We start from the raw sequence: 17,450 nt of genomic DNA on the forward strand, positions 1-17,450 counted from the left end.
AGGACACGCCATGCTGAATCAACCCCAAAGCGGCAACGACATGCCGCGTTTTGCCGGCATCCCCACCATGATGCGTTTGCCTGCGGCGGAAAGCGCGCACGGGCTGGACGCGGCCTTTGTCGGCATTCCTCTTGATATCGGTACCTCCAACCGCAGCGGCACCCGCTATGGCCCGCGGCAGATCCGCCAGGAATCGGTGATGATCCGCCCCTACAACATGGGCACCGGCTCCGCGCCCTTTGAACGGTTGCAGGTGGCCGATCTCGGCGATGTGGCCATCAATCCCTACAGCCTGGCGGACAGCGTGCGCCGCATCGAATTGGCCTACCGCGACATTATGGAGCAGGGCTGCATCCCGCTGACGCTGGGCGGCGATCATACGCTGACCCTGCCGATCCTGCGCGCCGTCGCCCGCCGGCATGGCCCGGTGGGGTTGATCCACGTCGATGCCCACTCGGATACCAACGAAGAGATGTTCGGCGAACGGCTGGCGCATGGCACCACCTTCCGCCGCGCCTTTGAAGAAGGGCTGCTGGCGCCGGAGAGAGTGGTGCAAATCGGCCTGCGCGGCAGCGGCTATGCGGCGGACGACTTTGACTGGTCGCGCCGTCAGGGCTTTCGCGTGGTGCCGGCCGAAGCCTGCTGGCACCGCTCGCTGACGCCGCTGATGGAGGAAATCCGCCGGCAGATGGGCGATGCGCCGGTCTACCTGAGCTTTGACATCGACGGGCTGGATCCGGCCTTCGCGCCGGGCACCGGCACGCCGGAGGTCGGCGGGCTGTCGGTGTGGCAGGGGCTGGAGATCGTGCGCGGCTGCCAGGGGCTGAACCTGGCCGGCGCCGACGTGGTCGAGGTGTCGCCGCCGTATGACCGTTCCGGCAATACCGCGCTGCTGGCGGCCAACCTGCTGTTTGAAATGCTGTGCGTTCTGCCGGCCCGCTGAGGCCGGCGCCATAACCTTACCGGCGGAGCCGTTGCGTCCGGGCCCCTGATAACAATAACAAAGGTACGGAGGTGTCCATGAATCTCGATCTGCTGGTCGTGGTGTTCTATTTTCTGGTTATAGGTGCGGTGGGGTGGATGGGCATACGCCGCGCCAATACCAAAGAGGCTTATCTGGTGGCCGGCCGCAATCTGGGGCCGGGCCTGTATCTGGGCACGCTGTCGGCGGTGGTGCTGGGCGGCGCCTCGACCATCGGCACGGTGAAACTCGGCTATACCTACGGCATCTCCGGCGTCTGGCTGTGCGGCGCGCTGGGGCTGGGCATTGTGGTGCTGAGCACGGTGCTGGCCAAGCCGCTGCTGCAGCTGAAGCTCTACACCGTCAGCCAGGTGCTGTCGCGGCGCTACCATCCGGCGGCCAGGGTCACCAGCGGCGCCATCATGCTGGCCTACGACCTGATGGTGGCGGTGACTTCGATCATCGCCATCGGCAGCGTGATGCAGGTGATGTTCGGCCTGTCGTTCTCCGCCTCGATCCTGCTCGGCGGCGGCCTGGTGGTGCTGTACTCGACGCTGGGCGGCATGTGGTCGTTGACGCTGACCGACATCATCCAATTTATCATCATGACCGTCGGCATGATGCTGGTGCTGATGCCGATGAGCATCGTCAGGGCCGGCGGCTGGGCGGCGTTCTCCAGCCTGCTGCCGGACAGCTACTACCAGCTGTCGTCGATTGGGCTGGACACCATCCTGGTGTTCTTCCTGATTTACTTCTTCGGCATTCTGATCGGCCAGGATATCTGGCAGCGGGTGTTCACCGCGCGCAGCGTCGGCGTGGCCCGTTTCGCCGGTCTGGGGGCGGGGGTTTACTGCGTGCTGTACGGCGTGACCGGCGCGCTGATCGGCATGGCCGGCAAACTGGTACTGCCGCAGTTGAGCAATACCGACGGCGCTTTCGCCGCCATCGCCCAGGCGGTGCTGCCGGAGGGCGTCAGCGGGCTGGTGGCCGCGGCGGCGTTGGCGGCGCTGATGTCCACCGCCAGCGCCTGCCTGCTGGCGTCCTCGACCATTGCGCTGGAGGACGTGCTGCCGGCGATCCGTCGGCGGCCGTCGGGCGGGTTGGCGGCCGGGCGCTTCACCACGTTGATCATGGGGGCAGTGATGCTGGGGCTGGCGTTCCTGGTGCGTGACGTGCTGGCGGCGTTGACGCTGGCTTATAACCTGCTGGTGGGGGGCATGCTGATCCCGCTGGTGGGGGCGATATTCTGGCCGCGGGCCACCAGCGCCGGCGCCATCGCCAGCATGCTGACCGGCAGCCTGTGCGTGTTGGGGTTAATGTATTGGCACGGCATCGAAGCCAATAGCCCGATCTACGGCGGGCTGTTGGGCGGTGGGGTGGCCTTTGTGCTGGGCAGCCTGCTGAGCCGGCCGTCCCCGCAGCTGCAAACGGAATAACGGCCCGGCTAAGGGTTGGCCGCGGTTACAGCCAACCCGATTTCTTCAGCTTTTGATACAGCAGGAAACAGCCGACGGCGGTCACCCCGAGCGTGGCGTGGTAGGCCCAGGGGAATTTCAGCTCCGGCATGTCGGTGAAGTTCATGCCGTACAGGCTGAAGATCACCGTCGGGATAGCCAGAATCGCCCCCCAACCGGCCAACCGCTTCACCACTTCGTTTTGCTTCACCGTCACCAGCGCCAGGTTGACGTGCATGGCGTTGGTCAGCATTTCGCGCATGTCGTCGATGCTGCTGACGACCTGCCGGGCGTGATCCTGCACGTCGCGTACGTAGGCGCGCAGCTCTTTGGGGATAACGTCTTCGTGCAGGCGGATCAACTGGGTGCAGATTTCGTCCATCGGCAGCGCGGCGTTGCGCAGCGCCAGCAGGTGGCGGCGCAGGGTGTAGACGTTTTCGATCGCCGCCTGATCGAATTCCGATTTGAACATGTTGGCTTCGATACCTTCGATGGTCGCCTCGAATTTGGCCACCACGGTGCGGTAGTTGTCCACCACGAAGTCCAACACGCAATAGAGCGCAAAGCCGGGGCCGTGGCACATTTGCTTATGGTTTTCTTCGGCTTTGGCGCGGATCGGCGCGTAGCTGGGCGAGGCGCCGTGGCGCACCGTCACCAGAAAATTCTTGCCGACGAAGAAGTGGGTTTCACCGTATTCGATTTCCTCGTTTTCGCTCCATTGCGCGGTCTTCACCACGATAAACAGCGAATCGCCGTAGCTTTCCAGCTTGGGGCGCTGGTGCGCGCACAGCGCGTCCTCGATCGCCAGATCGTGCAGCCCGAACTCCTCCTGCACTTTGCGCATAAACGCCGGTTCCGGCTGCCACAGCCCCAGCCAGACGAAGGTGTCCGGCTGTTTGACCACTTCGCTGATATCGTCGATGGTCACCTCGCCCAGCCGTTTGCCGGCCTTGTAGGCCACGCTGTTCACTACCATGCTTTTGCTGTCCATCAGGCCGTCCGTCATTCAGTCAGAGTTTTGGTCATAAAATAACGTTCATGTTCAACCGGGTAATCTTTCAGCGTCATTTGCAGCTGATAGCCGAGCTTCTCGTAGAACGGCCGCGCCTGAAAGCTGAAGGTATCCAAACGGGAATAGCGGCAGCCGCGCGCCAGCGCTCCCCGCTCGGCGGCCTGCATCACCTGGCGGCCCAGGCCGCTGCCACGCTGGGAATCGTCCACCCACAGCCAGTCAATGCTCAGCCAGTTGCCCCAGGTGAAGGCGGTCAACCCGGCCACCACTCGCCCTTCGGCGTCCCGCGCATAAACGTTGAGGGGGCGGCGCAGGCTGGCGTCAATATAGGGTTGGTTATGGGCGCGCAGGCCTTGGCGGATGGCGTCGAGAGTGGGTTCGTCCAACGTATCCGCTACGGTGATGTTCATATTTCCTCCTGGGTTATCCGTTAACTTAAGCACAGTACGGCCAAAAGGCAACCTGTTGAAAATTAATGCAAACGACCGCATCGGGCGATTGGGCTACACTGAATGGGACATTTTACGCTCAGGAGGACGTTATGCCCCGACTTACCCTGATGGCCGGTCTGTTATTGTTCAGCGGCCTATTGCAGGCTGCGCCGACGGTCACCCAACTGCAGGACGGATTGGAACACCCCTGGTCGCTGGCTTTTTTACCGGCGGAACAGGGCGTGCTGATCACCGAACGGCCCGGCAGGCTGCGGTTGTGGCAGCAGGATCGGGGGCTGTCGGCGCCGATAACCGGCGTGCCCAAGGTGTACGCCGAGGGGCAGGGCGGGCTGCTGGAAGTGCTGCCTGCGCCGGATTTCGCCGCCAGCCGCCGGGTTTATCTCAGCTTCGCCGAGCCGGGGGATGACGGCAAGGCGGGCACCGCGGTGGGCTATGGGCGCCTGAGCGACGACGGCGGGCGGCTGGAGAATTTCAAGGTGATCTTCCGCCAGCAGCCGAAGCTGTCGGTCGGCAACCACTTTGGCGGCAAGCTGGCGTTCGATCGGCATGGCTACCTGTTTATCGCGCTGGGGGAAAACAACCAGCGGCCAACGGCTCAGGACGCCGATAAGCTGCAGGGTAAAGTGGTGCGGCTGACCGAAGAAGGCGCCGTGCCGCCGGACAATCCCTGGGTTGGCCAGGCCGGCAAGCGGCCGGAGGTGTGGTCTTATGGCCATCGCAACCCGCAGGGGCTGGCGCTGAACCCGTGGAGCGGGATTATCTGGGAACACGAACACGGGCCGCGCGGCGGCGACGAGATCAACATCCCGCAGGCGGGCAAAAACTACGGCTGGCCGCTGGCTACCTACGGCATCGACTATTCCGGGCAGCCGATCCCGGAGGCCAAAGGCCAACGGGTAGCGGGCACCGAACGGCCGCTGCATTACTGGAAGGTGTCGCCGGGCGTCAGCGGCATGGCGTTTTATGATGCGCAACGCTTCCCGGCCTGGCGACATTCGCTGTTTATCGGCGCGCTGGCGCAGAAGGAATTGATCCGCCTGACGCTGGACGGCGACAAGGTGGTGGCGGAGGAGCGGCTGTTGGGCGATCGCGGCGAGCGCATCCGAGAGGTGCGCAGCGGGCCGGACGGCTATCTCTATTTGCTGACGGATGAGCGGGACGGCAAGCTGCTGAAGGTGGGGGCGTCGTAAAACGCCCCCGGGCAAATCAGGTCAGTTCGGTCATCACGCCGCGCTGGTAGGCCGGGCGGGCGCGCAACTGCCGGTACCAGCGTTCCATATTTGGGCGCGGGCGGCGTTCGATCGGCATTTCAAACCAGGCGTAGGCAAAGCTGCCGAGCGGTATGTCGCCGAAGCCGAATGACTCGCCGGAGAGGTAAGGCTGGCGCTCCAGCGTGTGTTCCACGATGTCGAAGTGCTTCTCCAGCGTGGCGATCGCCGCCGTTATCTTGGCCATGTCGCGCTGCTCCGGCGGAGTGCGCACCAGGCCCCAGAACACGATGGTGAAGGGGGCGACCAGGGTTGACGTGGTCCAGTCCATCCATTTCTCCGCGCTGGCGCGCGCCTGCAGATCCTGCGGGTAAAACGCTGCGTCGCCAAACTTTGCCGCCAGATAGCGCACGATGGTGTTGGATTCCCACAGCGTGAAGTCATCGTCCTGCAGCAGCGGCACCAGGCCGTTCGGGTTCAGCGAGCGATACCGTTCCTCGTTCACTTTGCCGAATGCGCCGCCGGCGTTGATATGGTTGTAGCTCAACTCCAGCTCTGCGGCGCACCACAGCACTTTCCTGACGTTGTTCGAATTTTCACGGCCCCAGATGGTCAGCATGGCATGCCTCTATTTAGCGGGTTAACGAACCTAAGCCTTTATTCCTACGCCATAAAATGCTTTTTGTCACACCGAAAGGCATTTTTTGCCGGCCGCTCAACGTTCCCAGCGGCACACTTCCCAGCCATGCTCTGCCGCCAGCGCGCTCAGTTCGCTGTCGGGGTTGATTACCGTGGCGCTGTCGACGTATTGCAGCATCGGCTGGTCGTTGAGTGAGTCGCTGTAGCCGTGGCTGTGTTCAAACTGCAGCTCGGGACGCTGTGCCAGCCATTGCTGCAGGCGAATGACCTTGCCTTGCTGATAGGTCATGGTGCCGTAAGTGTTGCCGGTGAAGCGGCCTTCAACCACCTCGACGCCGATCGCCAGCGCGCCGTCGGCGCCCAGCTGTTCGGCGATAGGTGCCACCAGATGCTCGCCGGTGGCGGAAATCACCAGGATGCAGTCGCCGCGTTCACGGTGCCACTGCAGGCGTTCGCGGGCGGCGGGGTAAACGCGCGGCAGAATGTCGCGGCGGATATAGCGTTGCACCCAGCCGGCCACCGTCTGAGTGCTCAGGCCGGCCAGCGGCGCCAGCGTGGCCTGCATATAGGCTTCCATCGACAGCTTGCCCTGGTAGTAGAGCTGCATCAGCTGTTGTTCTTGCAGTTCCAGCTCCGCTGGCGCGAACCCCTGAGCGACCAGCCAGCGGATCCACAGGCTGGCGCTATCATCATCAATCAGGGTTTCATCCAGGTCGAATAAGGCTAAATCCATCAATATTTCTCCGGCAGGCAGGGAACGGGCTCGCATACAGAATAGCGGATACCGTACGCCGCCAACCAGCGGCGTCGGTGAAATTGCGCTGAGCATAAGAAACAATGATGACAGTTCTGCGACATTTCGTTGAACGTTTGCATAACTTAGAACGCAACAATATTGGCTGGTGCAGTCGGCGCGGTGGTAACTATGGAGTGATGACGGCAACCCCACCGGAGCTGAGAATGTTGATAATTCGCCTTTATAGCGGCCCGATCCTGATCGGGGAAGACGAGGAACAAGATGATGACGCCACCACTGACGCTGAAGACGCTGCCGCTGCTGGATCTTTCGCAGCTTGACGGCGATGCGCGGCAGCGGCGGGCGTTTTTGGACGGCCTGCGGGCGGCGGCGCGCGACGTCGGTTTTTTTTATCTGGGCGGGCACGGCGTCGATAAGGCGCTAAACGAAGCGCTGCAGCGGTGCGCGCGGCAATTTTTCGCGCTGCCGGAGGCCGACAAACTGGCGGTGCAGATGGTGCATTCGCCGCACTTTCGCGGCTATAACCGCGCGGCGGCTGAATTGACGCGAGGTCAGCCGGATTGGCGCGAACAATTCGATATCGGCGCCGAGCGGCCGGCGCTGCAGTTGGCCGAAGATACGCCGCGCTGGGCGCGGCTGCAGGGCCCAAACCAGTGGCCGCCCGCGCTGCCGGCGCTGAAGCCGCTGCTGCTGCAGTGGCAACAGGCGATGACCGCCATGTCGCTGCGGCTGCTGCGGGCCTTTGCGTTGGCGCTGGCGTTGCCGGAACGGGCGTTTGATCCGCTGTACGGCGACAAGCCGAACGAACACATCAAGCTGATTCGCTACCCAGGGCGTGAAGCCACGGGAAGCGGGCAGGGCGTCGGGGCGCACAAGGATTCCGGCTTTCTCAGTTTCCTGCTGCAGGACCGGCAGCAGGGCCTGCAGGTGGAGCTGAGCGAAGGCCGTTGGATCGATGCGCTGCCGCGAGAGGGCACTTTTGTGGTGAACATCGGCGAGCTGTTGGAGTTAGCGAGCAACGGCTATCTGCGCGCCACGACGCATCGGGTGGCGACGCCGCCGGCGGGCAGCGATCGGCTGTCGATCGCCTTTTTCCTCGGCGCGCGGCTGGACGCGGTGGTGCCGCTGTATCAACTGCCGGCGCATCTGGCGGCCGAGGCCCACGGCCCGGCCAGCGATCCGCACAATCCGCTGTTTCGCGACGTCGGTTACAATTATCTGAAAGGGCGTATTCGCTCCCATCCGGACGTGGCGCAGCGCTACTACCAGGACGTTATCGGCGCCCAGACATGACAAAGCCCGGCCTCAGGCCGGGCTTTTTCGTTACCTGCTGCGGCGCAGCCTACTCCGCCAGCGCCTGCTGCAAATCGGCAATCAGGTCTTCCGCATCCTCAATCCCCACCGACAGGCGCAGCAGCTGCGGCGTAATGCCGGTTTTCAGCCGCTGTTCCAACGGAATGGAGGCATGGGTCATGCTGAACGGCTGGCTGATCAGGCTCTCCACGCCGCCCAGGCTTTCCGCCAGGGTGAACAGCTTCGAACGTTTAATCACCCGGCGGGCATAGGCGTCGTCACCTTTCAAGCGCACCGAGATCATGCCGCCGAAGCTGCTCATCTGGCGCGCCGCCAGCGCATGCTGCGGATGGCTCGGCAGGCCCGGGTAGTAAACGTTTTCCACCTGCGGCTGGCTTTCCAGCCACTGGGCGATGCGCAGCGCACTGCCGCTGTGGCGCTCCATGCGCAACGCCAGCGTGCGAATGCCGCGCAGCGTCAGGAAGCTGCTGAACGGATCGAGAATGCCGCCCACCGCGTTCTGCAGGAAGCCGAGCTGTTCCGCCAGCGCCGGGTTGTCGCCCACCGCCGCCACCCCGGCCACCACGTCGGAGTGGCCGTTGAGATATTTGGTGGCGGAGTGCACCACCACATCAAAGCCGAGATCCAACGGGCGTTGAATATACGGCGAGGCGAAGGTGTTGTCCGCCACGCTGATCAGCCCATGGCGTTTGGCGATCGCCGCGATGGCGCTCAGATCGGCCAGCTTCAGCAGCGGGTTGGTGGGGGTCTCCACCCAGATCATTTTGGTGTCCGGTTCGATAGCCTGCTCCAGCGCGGCGATGTCCGCCGGTGCAACGTAGGTGACGCGCAGGCCGGCGGTGCGGCTGCGCACCTTTTCCAGCAGACGGTAGGTGCCGCCGTACAGGTCGTCCACCGCCACCAGATGGCTGCCCTGATCGAGCAGCTCCAGCACCGTTGAGCAGGCCGCCAGGCCGGAGGCGAAGGCGTAGCCGCGGCTGCCGCCCTCCAGTTCGGCGATGGCGCTTTCCAGCGCGGTGCGCGTCGGGTTGGCGCTGCGCGAATATTCATAGCCGGTATGCTCGCCCGGCGCCGGTTGGGCGTAGGTGGAGGTGGCGTAAATCGCCGGCATCACGGCGCCGGTGGCGTCGGGGGTGTAACCTGCGTGAACGGTCAACGTATCAAACTTGGCCATAACGGATCCTTATTAACGTAATTTTTGGCGCCAGGCGTTAAGCACGTCTGTGCGGGTGATCAGGCCGAGGAAGCGCTCGCCGTCGAGCACCACCGCGACATGGCCGTGGTTGAAGGTGGCCTGCAGATCCTGATAGCCGGCCTCTTTTTGCAGCGTGTCGACCTGCTGGGTCATGGCGCTGCTGGCCGGCAGGCTGAAGTGGGAGGCGTCCGCCTGCACGGCGTTCAGCAGGTCCCACTCGTCTATCAAGCCGACCACGCGATCGCCTTCCAGCACCGGCAGCTGTGAGATGTCGTACAGCCGCATGCGAGCGTGGACGATCGCCAGCGTGTCTTCCGGCGAGACGGATACCGCGGCGCCTTCGTCGTGGCGGTAGGCGATCAGATCGCGCAGATCGCCATGCTGCGGCTTGCTCAGCAGGCCCTGCTCCAGCATCCAGTGGTCGTTATACATTTTAGACAGATATTTGTTGCCGCTGTCGCAGACGAAGGTCACCACCCGCTTGGGTTCGGTCTGCGCGCGGCAATAGCGCAGCGCGGCGGCCAGCAGGGTGCCGGTGGAAGAGCCCGCCAAGACGCCTTCTTTGCGCAGCAGGTCGCGTGCGGTGGTGAAGGCTTCTGCGTCGCCGATGCGGTAAGCGTTATGCACCTGGTTGAAATCGCTCAGCGGCGGGACGAAGTCCTCACCGATGCCTTCCACCAACCAGCTGCCGGCCTCGCCAATCTGGCCGTTGTCCAGGTAGTCCGCCAGGATGGAACCGGCCGGATCGGCCAGCACGAACTCGGTCTGCGGGGAAACCTCGGCGAAATAGCGGCTCAGGCCGCCGAGCGTGCCGCCGGAGCCGACGCCGACGACGATGGCGTCCACCTGATGGTCCATCTGTCGCCACAGCTCGGGGGCGGTGGTGTGAGTATGGGCCGCCGGGTTGGCCGGGTTATTGAACTGATCGATATAGAAAGCGCCGGGGATCTCGCCCGCCAGGCGTTTGGCGTAGTCCTGATAATAGGCCGGATGGCCTTTGCCGACGTCCGAACGGGTCAGCAACACGTCGACGCCCAGCGCGCGCAGGTGGAAAATCTTCTCCCGGCTCATTTTGTCCGGCACCACCAGCAGCAGCTTATAGCCTTTCAGCGCCGCCACCAGCGCCAGCCCCAGGCCGGTATTGCCGGCGGTGGCTTCAATAATGGTGCCGCCCGGCTGCAGCCGGCCGTCGCGCTCCGCCTGCTCGATCATCGACAGCGCTACGCGATCCTTGATCGACCCGCCGGGGTTTTGGTTTTCCAGCTTGACGAACAGGCGGCAGGGGCCAGTGTCGAACTGCGTCAGCTCCAGCATCGGGGTGTTGCCGATCATATCGATGACGGAATGGGGTATTGCCATGACTCATCTCCAGGATTATTCGGTTTAAAAACCGTTATATAGATGATAGCGCTGTAAATAAGCGCGTTAAAAAGAACAAATAACCGCTTCATATGCATTTTTGGAATATATTAGTCTTATTTGGACGTATAGAAGCGCAGAAGTGTGGCGGTGTAGATGTTCAGCCGTTTAGCCGTGGCTGGTATGAGAAAGCGCCGTTGAGGCGATTTTTTAATCGAGATCGGCGAGCCAGCGTACAGTTATGTAAAAATGCTGAAAATTCACGCTAAACCCTGCAAAAATAAGATAAATCACATAAACTCACAGCAAGGGCATTTTCGGTGCGTTGCTCACCCGTTACGGGCGCCGCAGGGAATTCGCGGTTGGCGGACGCGCACCGGGCCACTCTCGCTGGTTGGCTGAAAACGTGAACATGTTTGAAAGTTAACGCTATTTCAATGATTTGAATGGACACTCTGGCGACGTCATGATGAAAAAAAACTTATCCACCTCCTTTAAAAAACTGACTTTCAGCGTTGGCATCCTGTTGCTGGCCGCACCCGGCGTGCGGGCGGCAGAGCCGCCGGCGCCGCCGCAGGTAGACGCCAAAGCTTATGTGCTGATGGACTACAACAGCGGTAAAATTCTGACCGAAGGCAATGCGGACACCCGTCTCGATCCCGCCAGCCTGACCAAGATCATGTCCAGCTACGTGGTCGGCCAGGCAATCAAGGCCGGCAAGATCAAGCCGGAAGACCTGGTGACCGTCGGCAAAGACGCCTGGGCGCCCGGCAACCCGGCGCTGCGCGGTTCCTCGCTGATGTTTATCAAGCCGGGCGATCAGGTGCCGGTATTGGAGCTGAATAAGGGCATCGTGATCCAGTCGGGCAACGACGCCAGCATCGCGTTGGCGGATTACGTGGCGGGCAGCCAGGATTCGTTCGTCGGGCTGATGAACAACTACGCCAAGTCGCTGGGCCTGCAAAATACGCATTTCCTGACGGTGCACGGCCTGGATGCTGAGGGGCAGTACAGCACCGCGCGCGACATGGCGCTGCTGAGCCAGGCGCTGATCCGCGACGTGCCGGACGAATACGCGCTGCATAAAGAGAAAGAGTTTACCTTCAACAAGATCCGCCAGGTGAACCGCAACCGCCTGCTGTGGAGCTCGAACCTCAACGTCGACGGCATCAAAACCGGCTATACCAGCGGCGCCGGGCACAACCTGGTGGCCTCGGGCACCGAAGGCACGATGCGCCTGATTTCGGTGGTGCTGGGCGCGCCGAGCGACCGCATCCGCTTTAGCGAAAGCGAAAAGCTGCTGACCTGGGGCTTCCGTTTCTATGAAACCGCCACGCCAATCAAGGCCGACAAGCCGTTCGTCACCCAGAAGGTGTGGTTCGGCGACGTCGGCGAAGTGCCGCTGGGCGTAGCCAAAGACGCCTCGGTCACCATTCCGAAAGGGCAGATGAAAAACCTGAAGGCCAGCTACAAGCTGAACCAGCCGACGCTGGAGGCGCCGTTGGCCAAGAATCAGGTGGTTGGCACCATCGACTTCCAGCTGGATGGCAAAACCATCGAACAGCACCCGCTGGTGGTGATGCAGGAGGTGAAAGAGGGCAACTTCTTCAGCCGCATCTGGGATATGGTGATGATGAAGCTGACCCAGTGGTTCGGCGGGATCTTCGGTTAACCTCTTGGTTAATGCAGAATGAAAAGGGCGCCCTGCGGCGCCCTTTTTGTCAGTTGCAGGCCACCACCTTGATGGCCAGCCCGCCCTGCGAGGTCTCGCGGTATTTGGCGTTCATGTCCTTGCCGGTCTCGTACATGGTCTCTATGACCTTATCCAGGCACACCCGCGGCTCGCTGGTGCGGCGCAGGGCCATGCGTGCGGCATTGACCGCCTTGACGGCGGAAATCGCGTTGCGTTCGATGCAGGGCACCTGAACCTGGCCGGCCAGCGGATCGCAGGTCAGCCCCAGGTGGTGCTCCATGGCGATCTCCGCCGCGATGCACACCTGCGCCGGGCTGCCGCCCATCAGCTCCGCCAAGCCGGCGGCCGCCATCGAACAGGCGACGCCCACTTCCCCCTGGCAGCCCACTTCGGCGCCGGAAATGGAGGCGTTCATTTTGTACAGTGCCCCAATCACGCCGGACACCAGGAAATAACGGCGATAGGAGTTGGGGTTAACCGGGCGGATAAACTGATCGTAGTAGGCCAGCACCGCCGGGATGATGCCGCAGGCGCCGTTGGTGGGGGCGGTCACCACGCGGCCGCCGGCGGCGTTCTCTTCGTTGACCGCCAAGGCGAACATGTTGATCCAGTCGACCACGTTCATCGGATCGATATTGTTCTTGTCGCCGGTCACCAGAATGCGGCGCAGGGCCGCGGCGCGGCGCTGTACCTTCATCGGGCCGGGCAGCAGGCCCTCGGTATTCATGCCGCGTTCGATACCGGCGCGCATCACCTGCCAGACGTCGGCGAAGTGGGCGTCTATCTCGGCCTTGCCGCGCAGCGCCAGCTCGTTTTGCATCACCAGCCCGGACAGCGACAGGCCGGTGTCCTTGCAGTGCTGCTGCAGGTCATGGGCGGAGCTGAACGGGTAGGGCACCGGCGTCGCATTGCCGGCGGACTGGCCGAAATGCTCTTCGTCGACGATAAAACCGCCGCCGATCGAGTAATAAGTCTTGCTGTGCAGCAGGCGTTCGCCGGCGAAGGCGCGGATGCGCATGCCGTTTTCATGCAGCGGCAGGTTGCCGTTGTGGAAGTTCATGCCGCCCTGCGGCGGGAAATCCACCTCGTGGCTGCCGTTGGCGAGCCACAGGCGGCCGCGCTGTTCAACGTCGCGGATAAATTCCGGGATGCTGTCGATGTCCACGTCATGCGGCAGGTTGCCCGCCAGGCCCATGATGATGGCGATGTCGGTGTGGTGGCCCTTGCCGGTCAGCGACAGGGAGCCGTAGACGTCTACCACCACGCGGGTGGTGTCCATCAGCTGTTGGTGGGCAATCAAATCGTCGACGAACTCTTTGCCGGCTTTCATCGGGCCGACGGTGTGGGAACTGGATGGGCCGATGCCAATTTTGAAAATATCGAAAACGCTGACCATGGTCTCGCCTCCTTCTTCAGGTGTCAGGCGGTAAATACGGGAAATGGGGGCGTGCAGGAGGGCCGGCGCACGGGGGCGCCGGCCGGGCGCGATTAGCCGATCAGGCTGAACACGATAGCGGAGATGGCGATCAGGCCCATCACTACCACGAATACGTTGCTGATGTGGCCGCTGTACTTGCGCATGGCGGGCACTTTACGGATGGCGTACATCGGCATCAGGAACAGCAGCATGGCGATGATTGGGCCGCCCAGGGTTTCGATCATGCCCAGAATGCTTGGGTTCAGGGTGGCGACGATCCAGGTGGTCACCAGCATGAAGATGGCGGTCATGCGGTTCAGCTTGGCGGTGCTGACGGTTTTGCCGCGGCTCTTCATCGATTTGGCCACCAGGCCATTGAAGCCTTCACGGGCGCCCAGGTAGTGACCCAGGAAGGATTTGGTGATGGCGACGAAGGCGATAACCGGCGCGATGTACTCGATCATCGGGTTGTTAAAGTGGTTAGCCAGGTAAGACAGGATCGAGATGTTCTGCGCCTTGGCTTCCGCCAGGTTTTCCGGCGACAGGCTCAGCACGCAGCTGAACACGAAGAACATCACGGTCAACACCATCATGATGTGCGCGTAACCCAGGATGCGTGAACATTTCTTCTCGGCGTCCGGGCCGTATTCCTCACGCTTGGCGACGGCGAAGGCGGAGATGATCGGCGAGTGGTTGAAGGAGAACACCATTACCGGGATCGCCAGCCACAGGGTCATGATCAGGCCATGGCCCATGCCGGTGCCGGAACCTGACAGGGAGACGTTTTCGAAGATGGCGCCGGTCCAGTTAGGGATCAGGTACAGGGCCAGCAGCATCAGCACGGCGACAAACGGGAATACCAGGATGCTCATGGTTTTCACGATGGCTTGCTCACCGAAGCGCACGATGGTCATCAGGCCGACGATCAGGATCAGCGACAGGATGGCGCGCGGCGGTGAAGCCATGCCCAACTGGTGGGTGATGAAACTGTCGACGGTATTGGTGATCGCCACGCTGTACACCAGCAAAATCGGGTAGATGGCGAAGAAGTACAGCAGGGTAATCAGTTTGCCGGCGCTGATGCCGAAATGCTCTTCTACCACTTCGGTGATGTCTTCACCGGGGTTTTTGCCGGACAGAACGAAACGGCACAGGCCGCGGTGGGCGAAGAAGGTCATCGGGAAGGCGATGATCGCCATGATGATCAGGGGGATCAAACCGCCGATGCCGGCGTTGATTGGCAGGAACAGTACGCCTGCGCCGATGGCGGTGCCGTACAGGCCCAACATCCACATGGTGTCCGTTTTACGCCAGGTGCTGGTGGAGCCAGAAGCCGCAGAGGCAATGGTGCCGGTCTGTGTAGTGTCCATAAAGATCTCCGAAGTGAACACGTTAATTTAAAATTATAAAATTAAAGGCAAAAACTTAAGGTTAAACCGTCTAACGCAATTCAAATGACGTTCGGCGGTAAAAATCAGGTGTTGCTTGCGGGGATGGTTGGCGTCCCCCTGGTTTGTTTGTGTTTATTACCCTTGGCGCCGCGCCGGGTAATTCACTAAAAAGACGTCTGCGCCCGTTGGCGATAAAACCGTCAATGCTGCCGAAGGGTCTTCGCCCGTCGATTTTTGTTGGCGGCAAGATAACGATTTACAGTAGAAACAACCGTGATCCTGCTCTCAAATGCGCGATATGTGCAGTTACCTGCTTTTTAATCGATTTTTCGCGCATATGTTGCGCATTTGTGTGAGATTTTGTGCTGAAACCGCCCTCAGTGAAAGGGTATGGTTTATCCGGTGCGTTCAATAATTAACCAGACAAAACGCTGCACTCGACAACAAGCCGAGCAATATATTTTATGCGTGGTTTTGGATCTAGCTAAAAACCCGGATTAAGCAGGTTTAGTGATGTAGATCACATTGTAATTTTAAGTAAAACTGAATTCATCTTATTGTTTTTAAATGTATTTACTAAAAATCACGCTTAATAACTCAGGTAAACTAATTCGTGATTAACCGGATAAAAATGCTTAATCATTCATCATATAAATAGGGCTATTTGGCGATATTTGCTGCATGCAGGTTAAACGGCTGTTGATATTCAATGGGGGGACGTCATGCCTGTTTGCCATATAAAAAGCCTGCCGTTGTGCTTAATTCACGCAAATAGACGGCGGTTTAGCTGCTGTGCAAATAATAACCCGGGTGAGCTGTTGCATTCTATTAACCTGATGTTGCATAGGGAGAAGCGAAATTGGCCAACTGATTGCGCATTATTTGCACAATATTGCCGGGGCCTGCGGGAGAAAAGATGGGGGCATCGCCGCCGAACGCCGACGGCGGCGGAAGGTTAGAAACGGATGGCGATGGCGTTTTCGCTGAAAAAATCGGCGAATTCGGCATCCGGTTGGCGATCGGTGATCACCCGGTCGAACTGGGCCAGGGGGCCGATGCAGGCCGGCTTGGTTTTGCCGAACTTGCTGTGATCGGCCACCAGGATCTTTTGCTGCGCCATCGCCATCGCGCGGTGCTTCATCTCCAGCTCGTCGAAGTTAAAGCAGGTGGCGCCGTGCTGGAGGCTGAGGCCGGCGGCGGAGATAAAGGCGATGTTCGGGCAGATGTGATCCAGCTCGTTGTGCTGGCCGACGCCGGTAAAGATATAGTTGTTCGGCTTGAATTCCCCGCCGCACAGGATGACCTTGCAGTTGGGTTTGTCCTGCAGCGCCAGAAAGGTGTTCAGCGAGTGGCAGACCGCGGTAAAGGACAGTTCGTCGGCGATGGCGTCGATGATCGCCGGGGTGGTGGTGCCGCAGTCGAAAAACACTGTGTCGTTTTCATTGATTAACGGGGCGGCCAGCAGGCCGATGCGGCGTTTTTCCGTGACCTGCTTGGCTTTTTGGTCGGAGACAAAATAGTTGGTCACGCCGTTGCTGCGCGGGTCGGTCACCACATAGCCGCCGAGCAACACAACGGCCGCCGGTTCTGCGCTGAGATCGCGGCGGATGGTCATCTCCGACACGCCCAGCAGCACGGCGGCTTCCTTGAGGTGGATCTTGTCGGCGCGTTTTAACGCCTGCACTAACCGGTTGATACGTTCTTCGCGCCGCGTTTCCATCTGTCCGCTTCCCACAGGTTTAAGAGATAAAAGAGTGCGTGCTGCCGTTGTTCGGGGCTATATGCAACGATGCGGGGCAATATCGGGCAGCCTGCGCCGCCCGTATTGTCCCGCATCAGATTATCTCGGCGCGCCGGCTACCGGCGCGCTTCAGGCTATCAGTAACTGCCTGCCGCCGCTTGCTCGCCGGAAACGATGGCCACGCCTGAGCTGGTGCCGATACGCGTGGCGCCTGCTTTGATCATCTTCTCGGCGGTTGCGCGATCGCGCACGGCGCCGGAAGCTTTCACGCCCATCTCGCCGCCCACGGTGGCGCGCATCAGTTTGACGTGCTCTTCCCGCGCGCCGCCGGTGCTGAAGCCGGTGGAAGTTTTAACGAAGGCCACATCGAGCTCGCGACACATTTCACAAACCTGAACGATCTGCGCATCGCTGAGCAGGCAGGTTTCCAATATTACCTTCAACGGGATCGCCGCGCAAACCTCACGCACTGCGGCGATGTCGGCTTTTACTTCGTCCAGCAGGCCGCTTTTCAGCCAGCCGACGTTGATCACCATATCGATTTCCTGCGCGCCTGCGGCGATTGCCGCCTTGGCTTCAAAGGCTTTGGCGACGGTCAGGCCTGCGCCCAGCGGGAAACCGATCACCGAACACACTTTCACCGCGCTTTCCTGCAGCAGGTGCGCCGCCAAAGGCACATAGCCGGAGTTGACGCATACGGCATAGAAGTTGTGCTGCTGCGCTTCTTCACACAGCTTGGCGATTTGCGTTTCGGTGGCGTCCATCGCCAGCAGGGTGTGATCGACGTAGCTTGCGTAATCAATGTTTTCAGTAGTCATCTCGATTCCTTAGTGAGGTATAGACAAAGCAGGATGTGA

15 protein-coding genes are annotated in these 17,450 nt (G+C 61.1%); 5 read left to right on the forward strand and 10 right to left on the reverse strand.

What is annotated here, in order from left to right; all coding sequences use genetic code 11:
* Positions 1-10: 10 nt before the first annotated feature.
* Positions 11-943 carry an agmatinase gene (gene speB, locus KHA73_RS08290; protein WP_234590224.1) on the forward strand — a complete coding sequence of 311 codons (933 nt, stop codon included), beginning with the start codon at positions 11-13 and terminating at the stop codon, positions 941-943.
* 77 nt (positions 944-1,020) lie between these two features.
* On the forward strand, positions 1,021-2,397 hold the full coding sequence (locus KHA73_RS08295) for a sodium:solute symporter (protein ID WP_234590225.1): 1,377 nt from the start codon (positions 1,021-1,023) through the stop codon (positions 2,395-2,397).
* Positions 2,398-2,422: 25 nt separating this feature from the next.
* Here the strand turns inward: KHA73_RS08295 and KHA73_RS08300 are convergent, their stop codons facing one another.
* Positions 2,423-3,406 (reverse strand): magnesium and cobalt transport protein CorA, encoded by a 984-nt coding sequence (locus KHA73_RS08300; RefSeq protein WP_234590227.1) that lies wholly within the window; start codon positions 3,404-3,406, stop codon positions 2,423-2,425.
* 11 nt (positions 3,407-3,417) lie between these two features.
* Positions 3,418-3,837, reverse strand: coding sequence for a GNAT family N-acetyltransferase (locus KHA73_RS08305; RefSeq protein WP_234590229.1), 420 nt, complete (start codon positions 3,835-3,837; stop codon positions 3,418-3,420).
* Positions 3,838-3,968: 131 nt separating this feature from the next.
* On the opposite strand from KHA73_RS08305, the gene KHA73_RS08310 reads away from it, so the two are divergent.
* Entirely contained in the window at positions 3,969-5,069 is a 1,101-nt protein-coding gene (locus KHA73_RS08310; protein ID WP_272496168.1) for a PQQ-dependent sugar dehydrogenase, read from the forward strand.
* A gap of 16 nt (positions 5,070-5,085) precedes the next feature.
* Here the strand turns inward: KHA73_RS08310 and KHA73_RS08315 are convergent, their stop codons facing one another.
* Complete coding sequence (locus tag KHA73_RS08315; protein ID WP_234590231.1) at positions 5,086-5,706, reverse strand: glutathione S-transferase; 621 nt, start codon at positions 5,704-5,706, stop codon at positions 5,086-5,088.
* A 96-nt stretch (positions 5,707-5,802) separates the two neighbouring features.
* Complete coding sequence (locus tag KHA73_RS08320) at positions 5,803-6,459, reverse strand: HAD family hydrolase (RefSeq protein ID WP_234590232.1); 657 nt, start codon at positions 6,457-6,459, stop codon at positions 5,803-5,805.
* A 288-nt stretch (positions 6,460-6,747) separates the two neighbouring features.
* Here KHA73_RS08320 and KHA73_RS08325 point away from each other — a divergent pair, with 288 nt between their 5' ends.
* Complete coding sequence (locus KHA73_RS08325; RefSeq protein WP_234591215.1) at positions 6,748-7,776, forward strand: isopenicillin N synthase family dioxygenase; 1,029 nt, start codon at positions 6,748-6,750, stop codon at positions 7,774-7,776.
* Between the two features lie 49 nt (positions 7,777-7,825).
* Here the strand turns inward: KHA73_RS08325 and KHA73_RS08330 are convergent, their stop codons facing one another.
* Positions 7,826-8,971: a trans-sulfuration enzyme family protein gene (locus tag KHA73_RS08330; RefSeq protein WP_234590234.1), complete on the reverse strand. Its 1,146-nt coding sequence runs from the start codon at positions 8,969-8,971 to the stop codon at positions 7,826-7,828.
* Between the two features lie 12 nt (positions 8,972-8,983).
* Positions 8,984-10,351: a pyridoxal-phosphate dependent enzyme gene (locus tag KHA73_RS08335; RefSeq protein ID WP_234590236.1), complete on the reverse strand. Its 1,368-nt coding sequence runs from the start codon at positions 10,349-10,351 to the stop codon at positions 8,984-8,986.
* 466 nt (positions 10,352-10,817) lie between these two features.
* On the opposite strand from KHA73_RS08335, the gene KHA73_RS08340 reads away from it, so the two are divergent.
* Positions 10,818-12,023 (forward strand): serine hydrolase, encoded by a 1,206-nt coding sequence (locus KHA73_RS08340; protein ID WP_234590238.1) that lies wholly within the window; start codon positions 10,818-10,820, stop codon positions 12,021-12,023.
* A gap of 49 nt (positions 12,024-12,072) precedes the next feature.
* On the opposite strand, the gene KHA73_RS08345 is transcribed toward KHA73_RS08340, so the two are convergent.
* The 4 genes from KHA73_RS08345 to deoC all read right to left on the reverse strand — a co-directional run bounded on the left by KHA73_RS08345 (position 12,073) and on the right by deoC (position 17,411).
* The gene (locus tag KHA73_RS08345; protein WP_234590240.1) at positions 12,073-13,440 is read right to left on the reverse strand and encodes an L-serine ammonia-lyase; all 1,368 of its coding nucleotides are present in this window, start codon (positions 13,438-13,440) and stop codon (positions 12,073-12,075) included.
* A 92-nt stretch (positions 13,441-13,532) separates the two neighbouring features.
* Entirely contained in the window at positions 13,533-14,831 is a 1,299-nt protein-coding gene (locus KHA73_RS08350; protein ID WP_234590242.1) for an HAAAP family serine/threonine permease, read from the reverse strand.
* A gap of 976 nt (positions 14,832-15,807) precedes the next feature.
* Positions 15,808-16,572, reverse strand: coding sequence for a DNA-binding transcriptional repressor DeoR (gene deoR, locus KHA73_RS08355; protein WP_234590243.1), 765 nt, complete (start codon positions 16,570-16,572; stop codon positions 15,808-15,810).
* A 158-nt stretch (positions 16,573-16,730) separates the two neighbouring features.
* Positions 16,731-17,411, reverse strand: a complete 681-nt coding sequence (deoC, locus tag KHA73_RS08360) for a deoxyribose-phosphate aldolase (RefSeq protein WP_234590245.1) — start codon at positions 17,409-17,411, stop codon at positions 16,731-16,733.
* Positions 17,412-17,450: the final 39 nt, after the last annotated feature.

It is taken from the genome of Serratia entomophila (assembly GCF_021462285.1).
In the GTDB taxonomy this organism is placed as follows: Bacteria; Pseudomonadota; Gammaproteobacteria; order Enterobacterales; family Enterobacteriaceae; genus Serratia; species Serratia entomophila.